The organism is Oceanivirga salmonicida, from assembly GCF_001517915.1.
Classification (GTDB): Bacteria; Fusobacteriota; Fusobacteriia; order Fusobacteriales; family Leptotrichiaceae; genus Oceanivirga; species Oceanivirga salmonicida.
The window spans coordinates 1-11,954 of the sequence record NZ_LOQI01000056.1; the positions used below are offsets into that span (position 1 = coordinate 1).

Here is an 11,954-nt window from a genome sequence, read left to right on the forward strand (position 1 = left end):
ATGTTAAAGTAGACAATTTATTTATTCCTGATAAATGGTCCTATGTATTTGAATATATCAAGTTTAAATTAAGTAATTGAATATTCAATTTTAATTGTCCTTTAACCAACTTATGGTTGGTATTTTGTAATATATTTTTTTCAAGTTATTCTATTATATTAGAATAATTTTATTTTTATACACTGACTTTTTTATTAATCTAAGATAAATTTCATATTTTTTCATATGTTACTTTCCATTACCATATTGGCACATAGTTTTAATATAACATATCTTTTAGTAAATTTATATAGGTATAAGAAAAAAATTGTTTTTTAAAAAAAAATATGGTAAAAATGTATCATAGAAATAAATTAATAAAAATTATAGATATAATGTTTCTAAAGTTAAAGAGAAATGTTATATTCTATAGATAAGGAATTTGATGTAATTATGATAATAGAAAAAATAAAGCAATTTTTAATAAAAAGAGCAAAAAGATTAAAAGGTTTATCAAATGATGAAATAAAGAAAATAGAACAAATTTATAATTTGAAATTTCCAAAAGTGTATAAAAATTATTTAAAAGAAGGAATAATACTTTTTGAATGTTCAATTATGTGGAATGATTTTTCAAAAGAAAATATAAAATATATAAAAGAGAGAATAAAAATAATTAATGAGATAAATGTTTATAATTTTTGTTTAGAGAAAAATCCATATAATTGGCCTTCTACTTGGGGAGATTGTCCAAAAGATATGGTAAAGGCTTATGAATATATAAAAAAAAGATATAAAAAAGCACCAAAACTTATACCAGTAAGCATTGATAATTGTGCAATAGCAGAAGGTTATGATGAAGATGATAGTCCTGTATTTCATGTTATTGGAGAAGATTCAATAGTATGGCATAAAAATTTAAACGACTTTATAAATTCTAAAATATTAGGTTTGAAAAAAAATGAAGTTATAAATTTTAATGATATTCCATATATAGATTTTTGGTCAGATATATCTTTTTAGAAAAAGGTGAAAAAGTATTTGTAGAAGGACTTTTAGAATTAATAGATTTAAAGGAATGTATTTGCTAATACTAATAATTCTTTTTAAGCATAAAGTAGATACAAACCTTTAACATAATTAAGTTAGATACTAAATTAAGATTTTTAATGTTTCTCTTTTATTTTTTTAGTTATTATTTCCTGTATATGTGTTCCTTGCTCCATAGTTGCTAAATTTTCACTTTTAATATTTAAAATCGATTTTAACCAAGTCAAATCTTGATAATAAAAAGAATCTGACCAATATTTAATTTCTTTTTCAGGAGTAGGTATTACTTCTTTTTCTTGAAAAATAATATTTTTTTCATCTAATGAATTATCATATTTTATTTTGATTAAATCATTGTTTTTAGTAGAATAATATATTTGTTTGTTAGTTGTTTCTATTTTTAAACTAAATTCTAATTTGTTAGCATCAGTTTCAGATTTACTTGAATAAATATTAAATCCTATATTATTGTCAGTAATACCAAAGAAAAAAGAATTATCATCAACAAATACTTTTTTATTACCCTTTGCTTTAATTCTTGTTCCAAATTTTAATCTGCTATTTTCAAGGGTAATCTTTCCTTTTGATATATATTCTATAAAATCAATTAAATGACTAGATAAATCACCAAAAGAACCACTACTTAAACCTTGTGTATTATCATCTCTCCATCTATATTCTTTTTTTACTAATGCACTATTTTTAATAAATTTAATTTCAATGAAAATAATTTCTTCATTTTTCAATATTTCTTTAACTATATAATTTAATATAGGGTTAAATCTGCAATTAAAAGCAATAGCAGAATAATTATTTGTTATAGTCTTAATTTTTAATGCATCTTCAAAATTTGTTGCTAATGGTTTTTCGCAAAGTATAGGAATATCTTTTATTAATGTTGCTTTTTCAATAATACTTAAATGTGTATTATTTGGAGTACAAACAATCATACAATCAGATTTTTTAATTAAATCATCAAAGCTTTCAGAAACTAAAATTTTATCTGAATACTTTTTAATCTCTTTGACTTTTTCAGTATCTAAATCATAAATTAAAATTTTTTCTACAGTATCAATAATATTAAGGGCATTGATATGTCCTTTTGCAACATTTCCACAACCTATAACAGCAACTTTTATTTTTTCCATAATATTTTCCTCCAATGATATATATATTATACAATAATTTATAGATATATGGTATTGATTTCAGGCTAAATATGAGAGATTAAATTTTTTTAATATTTTTTCTTTATTTATTTGACAATTAGTTTAAAATAGTGTAAACTAACTATGTATTTGTGAAGTAGAAATTTTGATTTCTCACCTTTCCATTTTGAATGAGTCAGGTTTATTATTATTAAATCACTAAAAGAGACAATTTTTTTGTGGTACTATAATAATTTTTGAGAAACAAGATTTATCTTGTTTTTTTTGTTAAATATAATAGGAGGTGTTCTGTATTAAGGGAACGAATAGATCTGACAAAGTCAGAATAAATGAACAAATAAGAGCTAAGGAGTTAAGAATTGTTTTAGATGATGGTACTGCTTTAGGGATTATGAGTAATAAAGATGCTTTGGAGTTAGCTATTGAGAAAAATTTAGATTTAGTGGAAGTATCTCCTGGTGCTAATCCACCAGTATGTAAGATTATGAATTATAGTAAATTTAAGTATGAAAAATCTAAAAAAGATAAAGAAAATAAAAAGAAACAAAAAAATGTGGTAATTAAAGAGATAAGAATTAAACCACATATAGATACACATGATATGGAAACTAAAATGTCACAAGTAAAAAAATTCCTAGAGAAAGAAAACAAAGTAAAAATTAGTTTGAGATTATCAGGAAGAGAAAGATTACATATAGAATCTGCTATTAAAGTATTAGATGATATTGCTGAAATGTTTGAAGAAATAGCAATAGTAGAAAAAAAATACGGTAAAGAACAAATGCAAAAATTTGTAATGTTATCACCTAAAAAATAAGGAGGAAAAATCATGCCAAAAATGAAAACACATAAAGGTGCAAAAAAAAGAATTAAAGTTACAGGAAGTGGAAAGTTTGTTATGAAACATTCTGGAAAGAGTCATATTTTAACTAAAAAATCTCACAAGAGAAAGAAAAGACTTGGAGAAGACTATGTTATTACAAAAGGAGCATCAAAAAAAGTTGCTAAATTATTAGTTGGAAGTAAGGGAAGATAGGAGGATAAAATATGGCAAGAGTAAAAACTGGAATAGTAAGAAGAAAAAGACATAAAAAAGTATTAAAAGAAGCAAAAGGATATAAGGGAACAAGAAAAACTAATTTTAGAAAAGCCAATGAAGCAGTAAAAAGAGCAATGGCATTCTCAACAGAGCATAGAAAACTAAAGAAAAGAACAATGAGAGAATTATGGATAATAAGAATAAATGCTGCAGCTAGATTAAATGGAATTTCTTATTCTAAATTTATGAATGGATTGAAGAAATTAGAAATTTTATTAGATAGAAAAGTGTTAGCGGATTTAGCAGTTAATAATCCAGCAGAATTTTCAAGTTTAGTAGAAAAAGTAAAAAGTATATAAATTTAAGGTAGATAAAAGCGTCTGCCTTTTTTTATTTTAATTTTTTAAATTAATTTGATATTTTATATCTATAATTATCATTTTATAGTATAATATTATCAAATAATAAAAATGGTTTTTAATAATTAATGACTTTATTAAAAATCGTGGTATAAATATACTAGATAGGATGGTGATAATATGGTTGATTTATTTAGTTTATCTACCGAAATGAATAATAAAAATAGTGAAAATATAGAATTACAAGACACAAGCGAAATATTAACTAGAATAAATAATGAAGACAAAACAGTAGCATATAGTGTTGAAAAAGAAATAAAAAGTATTACAAATTTAATAGATGCAATTTTAGATAATGATACTAAAAATACTAGAATAATATATATAGGTTCTGGAACATCTGGAAGACTTGGAATATTAGATGCTTCTGAGTGTCCACCAACATATGGAGTAAGTCCAGAAGTTGTACAAGGTATAATTGCTGGGGGGAAAGAAGCCATATTTAAAGCAAAAGAAAATGCAGAAGATGATATACTACAAGGTGAATTAGATTTAAAAGAAATTAATATAACTAGTGAAGATATAGTTATAGGGCTTAGTGCATCTGGTAGAACACCCTATGTGGTGGGAGCATTGAAATATGCTAATAGTTTAGGTTGTATAACTGGAAGTATTTCTTGTTCTAAGAATTCTGAAATATCAAATTTAGCCAAATACCCAATAGAAGTGGTAGTAGGACCTGAAATAGTAACGGGTTCTACTAGAATGAAATCAGGAACAGCACAAAAAATGATACTTAATATGATTTCAACTACAGTTATGATAAAAAAAGGTAAAGTGTTTTCAGGGTATATGGTAGATGTTAAAACTTCTAATAAAAAATTAGTAGAAAGAGCAAAAAGAATAATAATGAATACTACTAATAGTAGTTATGAATTAGCGAGTAAAACATTAGAAAAATCACAAATGAATGTAAAGCTTGCAATAGTTATGATACTACTAAATATAGATAAAGACAGTGCTTATATTAAATTAGAAAATTATGATAATAATGTTGCAAGATTAATACATGAGTATACTAATAAAAATGATAGAAAATAGAGTTTTTTTAATAATGAAAAATAATAGTATAAAAAGGGGTAAAAATGGAAAATATAGAAAATATGGAAGAAATTATATTTGAGATAATATCATATAGTGGAGTAGCAAAATCTTTATCTTATCAAGCAATGGAAGAAGCAGAAAATGGTAAATATGAAGATTCGAAAAATAGTTTGAAGGAAGCGGATGAACATTTAATAAAAGCACATGAAATACAAACTAAATTAATACATGCTGAGTCAAATGATGAAAAAATACCTTTATCAGTATTATTCATACATGCACAAGATCACCTTATGTCAGCAATAGAAATAAGAACATTATCTGAAAATATTATAAAAATAAATAAAAGATTAAATGATTTGGAGAATAATTTATGAGAAGATATAAGACTAAGGAGACTGAAAAAAAAGAATATAAAACTGCTTTAGGAACTACTGATTATAATATTCCTATGTTTGGTTATAGGTCAGCAGCTTTGATTTTTGGGGGAGAAACTTTAATAGTTATTTTAATAATATACATATGTAATTTATTAAAAATTAGTATGAATTGGCCTTTGACAATATTAGCACCACTTAGTTTTTCTTTGTTAGTAGGATATTCGCAATTTTTTTTAGAAAGAAAAAAAGGTTTTGTTAAAGGATATTTTATAACAGTATTACTAATATTTATATTGTTTTTCACAGTATTTTATTTATTTATTTTTAAAGGTATTGTAATATAGGAAATGAAAGGGGTAAAAATGAAAATATTATTTGTTTGTTCTGCAGGAATGTCTAGTGCTATTGCAGCAAAAGCATTAAAAAAAGAGGGAGAAAAAGCAGGTCTTGCAATAGAGGTGAAAGAATGTTCAACACAAGCATTTGAAGATGAAATATTAAATATATATGATTTAGTTATGGTAGCACCACAAATTAGACATCGTTATAGTCTTTTAAAAGAAATTAGTGATAGTAATAAAATACCGTGCATTTTAATAGAACCACAAGGCTATAGTCCTTTAGGTGGACCTAAAATGTTAAAACAAGTAAAACAAGAATTAAATTTATAAAAGGAGAAAATTATGTTAAAAAAGATTACTGATTTTTTAGATCAAAAATTATCTATGCCAATGGCTCGTCTTGCTGAATGGCGTTATTTGCGTGCAGTGCGTGATGGTATTATTGCAACATTACCACTTATTATAGTAGGGTCATTTTTCTTAATAGTGGCATTTCCGCCATTACCTAAATCATTGGAAATTACTCAATTTTTAACTAAAAATATTGCAACTATATTATTACCATATAGAATGACTATGTATATAATGACACTTTATGCAGTATTTGGAATAGGTTCAAGTTTAGCAAAATCATATAAATTAGATGGATTATCTGGTGGTATTTTAGCTGAAATGGCATTCTTGCTAACAATAGTTCCAGTTAATATTACTACTGAAGGAGCACCAATTAAAGGTATGGTTATCCCTATGGGTAATTTAGGAGCAGCAGGAATGTTTGTTGGAATACTTGTTTCTATATTTGCAGTTGAAGTATATAGATTTTGTGATAGAAGTGGCTTTAAGATAAAAATGCCTGAACAAATACCAGCATCGGTAGCAAGAAGTTTTGAAGCATTAACACCAACTGTATTAGTTGTACTAGTAATGAGTACAATCACATACTTTATAGGATTTGATTTACATAAGGTAGTAGGAAAAGTAATGCAACCACTTATTTCTGGAACAGATACATTACCAAGTGTTTTATTTATAGTATTTATGATTACATTTTTCTGGTCATTTGGTATACATGGAGTAAGTGTAGTAGGATCTATTATAAGACCATTATGGTTAGCACTTTTAGAAAAAAATACAGTGGCATTAGCAAGTGGACAAGGATTACCTGCAACTGCAGCTGAGCCATTTTATCAATGGTTTATATGGATAGGTGGAAGTGGTTGTACGATAGGATTAACATTATTGCTATTATTAAGAGCTAAATCTATATATGCTAAATCATTAGGGAGAACATCTATTCTACCCGCAATATTTAATATAAATGAACCAATAATATTCGGAGCACCAATTGTATTAAATCCGATATTAATTATTCCTTTTATATTAACACCTATGGTTTGTGCAGTAATAGCATGGATAGTTACAAATTTAGGCTTAGTTAATAGAGTTAGTGTTATAGCTCCTTGGACTTTACCTGGACCTATTGGTGCTTATTTAGCAACAAATGGAGATTATAGAGCAATAATTCTTAATATAGTACTTATACTTTTATCTATGGCTATATATTATCCATTCTTTAGAATGTATGATAAAAATTTATTAGCTGAAGAAAAAGCTGAAATGGCAGAATAAATATGAGAAGATTAGGAATATCAATATATCCAGAAAAAACAACTAAAGATAAGATTTTTGAATATTTAGATAAAACTTCTAAAATAGGATTTAGTAGAATATTTTCTTGTCTGTTATCTGTTGATAAAAGTAAAGAAGAAATTATAAAAGAATTTAAAGAGATAAATGATTATGCTCATAAAAAAGGTTTTGAAGTTATAGTTGATGTATCTCCAAGAGTTTTTAAAGATTTAGACATAAGTTATAAAGATTTAAAGTTTTTTAATGAGATATGTGCAGATGGACTTAGATTAGACATGGGGTTTACTGGCTTAGAAGAAGCTTTAATGACTTTTAACGAATATAATTTAAAAATAGAGATAAACATGTCTAATAATGTTCATACACTTGATACTATAATGGACTATATGCCAAATAAATATAACTTATATGGTTGTCATAATTTTTACCCACATAATTATAGTGGACTTAGTATAGAGTATTTTAAAAAATGTACAGATAGGTTTGAAAATAATGGAATAAAAACAGCAGCCTTTGTAACAAGTCAAAATGATGGAACATTCGGACCTTGGCCAGTTACACAAGGCTTGCCTACTTTAGAAATGCATAGAAATTTGCCCATAGATATACAAATTAAACATTTAATATCATTAGGGATTGATGATATTATAATTTCTAATTATTATCCTAGTGATGAAGAACTTGAAAAAATTTCTAAGATAGATTTAAATTTAGTAAGTTTTAATGCAGTAATAAATGATGATTTAGATGAAATTGAAAATAAAATTATTTTAGAAGAGCTTCATTTTAATAGGGGAGACATAAGCCCTAATATGATTAGATCTACTCAACCTAGAGTAAAATATAAGGGTCATTATTTTAAACTACATAATACAATTGATATAAAAAGAGGAGATATAATTATAGAAAGTAGTGAGTATGGACACTATGCAGGAGAAATGCAAATAGCTTTAAATGATATGAAAAACAGTGGTAAAACTAATGTTGTAGGTCATATTGTAGAAGAAGAACATTTTTTATTGAATACATTAAAGCCTTGGGAAAAATTTAGAATAAAAAAAATATAGAATAAAGGCTATATGTTAGTAAAAATTAGCATTAGCCTTTCTTTTAAAAGGGAGATATTAATGGGAAAAATTTCAAAATATAAAGTTATGTTTGGGGGTGCAACTGCTTCTAGTCAGTATGAAGGTGCTTTTAATGTCGGTGGCAAAGGCTTAGATACACAAGATTTAAGAAAATATATAAAGAGAAATTCTATTGATACTACTAATACAAGGTTGCTTACAAAATTAGATTTTTTAAATGCTAAAAATGACAATAATGATAAAAATTTTCCATTTAGATTTGGTTCAGATGGTTATAATCATTTAGAAGAAGATATAGAATATTTAAATGAATTAGGTATAGATATTTATAGATTTTCAATATCTTGGGCTAGAATTTTTCCGAATGGTGATGATGAAATTCCAAATAAAGATGGAATAGAGTACTATTTAAGAGTTTTTAAAAAATTAAAAGAATATAAAATTAAAACATTCGTTGTATTTTCTCATTATGCTATACCTATAAACTTAGTAGAAAAGTATGGGTCGTGGAAAAATAGAAAATTAATAAATATATATTTAAGATATGCGAAAGTAATTTTTGAGAATTTTTCTAAATATATAGATTATTATTTACCTTTTAATGAAATAAATGCAGGTTATTTTAGTCCATATAATGGGCTAGGTTTATTAAGAGATGAAAATGGGTATAATTTAACCGATATATTTCAATCACTGCACCATCAATTTGTAGCGAGTGCTAAAACGATAAAATTAGGTAAAAAAATGAGTCCACATTCTAAATCTATTAGTATGATTTCTTGTTTTTGTTATTACCCTTATTCTTGTAAACCAGATGAAAATCTAAAAATGCACAAGATAGAAAACATAAATCAATGGTTTTGTACAGATATTTTAGTAAGGGGAAAATACCCAAGTTATAGTTTAGCATTTTTTAAAGAAAATGGTATAGATTTTAAAATTACAAAAGAAGATGAAAAATTATTAAAAAATAATACATCTGATTTTGTTGCATTTTCATATTATCAGTCAAATGTATTTTCTATAGATGAAAAGGAGAAAACAGCAGGAAATCTTGTAGTTTCAACCAAAAATCCATATTTAAAAAGTACAGATTGGGGTTGGCAAATAGATCCTATTGGTTTAAGAATAAGTTTAAATAGAATTTATGATAGATATCAAAAACCTGTATTTATATCAGAAAATGGTTTAGGTGCTTATGATAAAATTGTAAATAAAAAGATAAAAGATGATTATAGAATAGATTATTTAAAAGAACACTTTGAACAAATAGATTTAGCAGTTAAAGATGGAGTAGAAGTTTTAGGGTATTTAATGTGGGGTATTATTGACATAGTATCTGCTGGAAGTTGTGAAATGGACAAAAGATATGGTCTTATATATGTAGATAGAGATAATTATTGTAACGGAAGTTATAAAAGATATAAAAAAGATAGTTTTTATTGGTTTAAAAATTATTTGAAAAATAGATAGAATAAAATTGGGAGATAGAATTATGGATGAAAAAAAGATTGCAAGGGAAATTTTTGAATTATTAGGTGGGAAAGAAAATATAATATCTAATGCAGTATGCATGACTAGATTAAGAGTAGGTACAAAAGAAGCTATTGATATTTCAAAAATTAAAGACATTGAAGGAGTTTTAGGAGTAGTTGAAGCAGAAACAGTACAAATAGTTTTAGGACCAGGTAAAGTAAATATGATAGGAGAAGAATTTTCAAAATTAACTGGAATTTCTTTGGGAGCATCAGATAATATTAAGGAAATAACTAATGAAAATAAAAAAGTTAATAAGGCTAGATATAATGGACCTGTACAAAGATTTTTGCAAAAAATAGCTAATATTTTTGTTCCACTTTTACCAGGAATTATAGCAGCAGGTTTAATAATGGGATTAACTAATGTAATAAGTGTTACCACTAATAAAGCATTTGATGGATATTGGTGGTTCGTTGCTATTAAAAGTTTAGGATTTGCTATGTTTGGTTATTTAGCAATATTTGTTGGTATGAATTCAGCAAAAGAATTTGGAGGAACAGCTATATTAGGTGGAGTAATAGGGGCTATGTTTATAGCCAATGCTAAATTACCATTACTTGCTCAAGTGGGAGATGAAGCTATATTATTACCATTGACAGGTAAGCCATTCTCACCAGGTATAGGTGGATTATTAGCAGCATTATTTATGGGAATTATAGTTGCAAAATTAGAAAAATCTATTAGAAAAGTAGTACCAACAATATTAGATACATTTTTAACACCACTTGCTACTTTAATAATAGCAGTATTTATAGCAATACTATTAATACAACCATTAGGAACATTATTAACAGCAAAAATATTTATATTATTAGATTATGTATATAATAGTTTAGGTATAGTAGGTGGCTATATTTTAGCGGCTGGTTTTTTACCATTAGTTTCAGTAGGACTTCATCAAGCCTTAACACCTATACATGTATTATTAAATAACCCAGAAGGACCAACTCATGGAATTAATTACTTATTCCCTATCTTAGTTATGGCAGGTGGTGGACAAGTAGGTGCTGGATTTGCTATTTATTTTAAAACTAAAAATAAAAAATTAAAAACATTGGTAAGAGATGCTATACCAGTAGGTATTTTAGGTATAGGGGAACCTTTAATGTATGCAGTAACATTACCTTTAGGTAAACCATTTATAACTGCTTGTTTAGGAGCAGGATTTGGTGGATTATTAGCTTCATTATTCCATTTAGGTGTAGTAACATTTGGTGTCTCAGGATTGTTTGGTTTATTAATAGTTGTTCCAGGTACACAATTATACTTTGTAATAGCTATGATAGGAGCATATATAGGTGGATTTGTTCTTACATATTTATTTGGAGTTGATGAAGAAAGAATTGAAGAAATATACGGTTAAGGAGACCAAAATGAAAAAATTATTATGTTTATTTATATGTTTAATTTCAACTATAACTTTTTCTCATATAGAAAAAAATATAGAAGTTTATAGTAAAAGTATGAAGAAAAAAATACCAGTAACTGTTGTATTACCTGATAAATATAATCAAAATGAAAAATATAGTATTATATATGCGCTTCATGGTTGGTCTGGTTCTAACAGAAGTTATGTTGAAAAGATAAACATAGGTAAATTAGCAGACCAATATAATGTAATGTATGTATTTCCAGATGGAGGGTATGATAGTTGGTATATAGATAGTAAAATAGCTAAAAATTCTAAATATGAAACTTTTATAGGAAAAGAATTAGTTAAATACATAGATGAAAATTATAGTACATATAATAATTATAAACAAAGAGCTATTACTGGTCTTAGTATGGGCGGTTTTGGAGCATTTTATATTTCAATAAATAATCCTAAAACATTTGGAGCAATAGGAAGTATGAGTGGTGGATTTGATGTTGAAAGATTTAAATTAAATTGGGGTATACAAAAATATATAGGTAATGATTTTGAGAACTATAATATTAAAAATTTGGCAACTAAACTAATATTTAGTGGATCAAAAATAATATTTGATTGCGGAATATCTGATTTTTTCATTGAGACTAATAGAGAATTACATAATGAACTTATAAAATTGAACATAGCACATGATTATATTGAAAGAGATGGGACTCATAGTTGGGTTTATTGGACTAATTCAATAAAATATCAAACCTTATTTTTTGTAAATAATTTTGAGAGTAATAAATAATGGTTTCTATAATAAAATTTATAAAGAAATAATAGTTTAAAATAGATTATTAATAACTATAAAAAAATAACGGTAATGGAAAGTAACATAT

At 25.7% G+C, this 11,954-nt stretch carries 14 protein-coding genes; 13 read left to right on the forward strand and 1 reads right to left on the reverse strand.

The window, feature by feature from the left end; genetic code table 11:
• The first annotated feature begins 396 nt into the window (after positions 1-396).
• Entirely contained in the window at positions 397-1,002 is a 606-nt protein-coding gene (locus AWT72_RS06675; protein ID WP_067142712.1) for an SMI1/KNR4 family protein, read from the forward strand.
• A 143-nt stretch (positions 1,003-1,145) separates the two neighbouring features.
• Here the strand turns inward: AWT72_RS06675 and AWT72_RS06680 are convergent, their stop codons facing one another.
• On the reverse strand, positions 1,146-2,177 hold the full coding sequence (locus AWT72_RS06680; RefSeq protein ID WP_067142715.1) for a Gfo/Idh/MocA family protein: 1,032 nt from the start codon (positions 2,175-2,177) through the stop codon (positions 1,146-1,148).
• A gap of 304 nt (positions 2,178-2,481) precedes the next feature.
• On the opposite strand from AWT72_RS06680, the gene infC reads away from it, so the two are divergent.
• From infC to AWT72_RS06740, 12 genes are all read left to right on the forward strand, one after another.
• On the forward strand, positions 2,482-3,015 hold the full coding sequence (infC, locus tag AWT72_RS06685; protein ID WP_067142717.1) for a translation initiation factor IF-3: 534 nt from the start codon (positions 2,482-2,484) through the stop codon (positions 3,013-3,015).
• Between the two features lie 12 nt (positions 3,016-3,027).
• Positions 3,028-3,234 (forward strand): 50S ribosomal protein L35, encoded by a 207-nt coding sequence (gene rpmI, locus AWT72_RS06690; RefSeq protein WP_067142719.1) that lies wholly within the window; start codon positions 3,028-3,030, stop codon positions 3,232-3,234.
• A gap of 11 nt (positions 3,235-3,245) precedes the next feature.
• Complete coding sequence (gene rplT, locus AWT72_RS06695; protein WP_067142722.1) at positions 3,246-3,596, forward strand: 50S ribosomal protein L20; 351 nt, start codon at positions 3,246-3,248, stop codon at positions 3,594-3,596.
• A gap of 180 nt (positions 3,597-3,776) precedes the next feature.
• The gene (murQ, locus tag AWT72_RS06700) at positions 3,777-4,697 is read left to right on the forward strand and encodes an N-acetylmuramic acid 6-phosphate etherase (protein ID WP_067142725.1); all 921 of its coding nucleotides are present in this window, start codon (positions 3,777-3,779) and stop codon (positions 4,695-4,697) included.
• A 44-nt stretch (positions 4,698-4,741) separates the two neighbouring features.
• Positions 4,742-5,077, forward strand: a complete 336-nt coding sequence (locus tag AWT72_RS06705) for a PTS lactose/cellobiose transporter subunit IIA (protein WP_067142728.1) — start codon at positions 4,742-4,744, stop codon at positions 5,075-5,077.
• A complete protein-coding gene (locus AWT72_RS06710) occupies positions 5,074-5,424 on the forward strand; it encodes a hypothetical protein (RefSeq protein ID WP_067142731.1) in 351 nt (116 codons plus the stop codon). The genes AWT72_RS06705 and AWT72_RS06710 overlap by 4 nt, the downstream gene beginning before the upstream one ends.
• Positions 5,425-5,442: 18 nt before the next feature.
• On the forward strand, positions 5,443-5,751 hold the full coding sequence (locus AWT72_RS06715; RefSeq protein WP_067142734.1) for a PTS sugar transporter subunit IIB: 309 nt from the start codon (positions 5,443-5,445) through the stop codon (positions 5,749-5,751).
• Positions 5,752-5,763: 12 nt separating this feature from the next.
• Positions 5,764-7,050: a PTS sugar transporter subunit IIC gene (locus tag AWT72_RS06720; RefSeq protein ID WP_067142737.1), complete on the forward strand. Its 1,287-nt coding sequence runs from the start codon at positions 5,764-5,766 to the stop codon at positions 7,048-7,050.
• A gap of 2 nt (positions 7,051-7,052) precedes the next feature.
• Positions 7,053-8,138: a DUF871 domain-containing protein gene (locus AWT72_RS06725; RefSeq protein ID WP_067142739.1), complete on the forward strand. Its 1,086-nt coding sequence runs from the start codon at positions 7,053-7,055 to the stop codon at positions 8,136-8,138.
• A 60-nt stretch (positions 8,139-8,198) separates the two neighbouring features.
• Positions 8,199-9,632: a glycoside hydrolase family 1 protein gene (locus AWT72_RS06730; RefSeq protein ID WP_067142742.1), complete on the forward strand. Its 1,434-nt coding sequence runs from the start codon at positions 8,199-8,201 to the stop codon at positions 9,630-9,632.
• 22 nt (positions 9,633-9,654) lie between these two features.
• Positions 9,655-11,061, forward strand: a complete 1,407-nt coding sequence (locus AWT72_RS06735; protein ID WP_067142745.1) for a PTS transporter subunit EIIC — start codon at positions 9,655-9,657, stop codon at positions 11,059-11,061.
• Between the two features lie 10 nt (positions 11,062-11,071).
• Positions 11,072-11,863 (forward strand): alpha/beta hydrolase, encoded by a 792-nt coding sequence (locus tag AWT72_RS06740; protein ID WP_082680579.1) that lies wholly within the window; start codon positions 11,072-11,074, stop codon positions 11,861-11,863.
• The last annotated feature ends 91 nt before the right edge of the window (positions 11,864-11,954 follow it).

Coding starts and splice junctions, on each gene's coding strand:
- AWT72_RS06675 (WP_067142712.1), top strand. CDS start 397: ATGTTATATTCTATAGATAAGGAATTTGATGTAATTATGATAATAGAA.
- AWT72_RS06680 (WP_067142715.1), bottom strand. CDS start 2,177: ATGGAAAAAATAAAAGTTGCTGTTATAGGTTGTGGAAATGTTGCAAAA.
- rpmI (WP_067142719.1), top strand. CDS start 3,028: ATGCCAAAAATGAAAACACATAAAGGTGCAAAAAAAAGAATTAAAGTT.
- rplT (WP_067142722.1), top strand. CDS start 3,246: ATGGCAAGAGTAAAAACTGGAATAGTAAGAAGAAAAAGACATAAAAAA.
- murQ (WP_067142725.1), top strand. CDS start 3,777: ATGGTTGATTTATTTAGTTTATCTACCGAAATGAATAATAAAAATAGT.
- AWT72_RS06705 (WP_067142728.1), top strand. CDS start 4,742: ATGGAAAATATAGAAAATATGGAAGAAATTATATTTGAGATAATATCA.
- AWT72_RS06710 (WP_067142731.1), top strand. CDS start 5,074: ATGAGAAGATATAAGACTAAGGAGACTGAAAAAAAAGAATATAAAACT.
- AWT72_RS06715 (WP_067142734.1), top strand. CDS start 5,443: ATGAAAATATTATTTGTTTGTTCTGCAGGAATGTCTAGTGCTATTGCA.
- AWT72_RS06720 (WP_067142737.1), top strand. CDS start 5,764: ATGTTAAAAAAGATTACTGATTTTTTAGATCAAAAATTATCTATGCCA.
- AWT72_RS06725 (WP_067142739.1), top strand. CDS start 7,053: ATGAGAAGATTAGGAATATCAATATATCCAGAAAAAACAACTAAAGAT.
- AWT72_RS06730 (WP_067142742.1), top strand. CDS start 8,199: ATGGGAAAAATTTCAAAATATAAAGTTATGTTTGGGGGTGCAACTGCT.
- AWT72_RS06735 (WP_067142745.1), top strand. CDS start 9,655: ATGGATGAAAAAAAGATTGCAAGGGAAATTTTTGAATTATTAGGTGGG.
- AWT72_RS06740 (WP_082680579.1), top strand. CDS start 11,072: ATGAAAAAATTATTATGTTTATTTATATGTTTAATTTCAACTATAACT.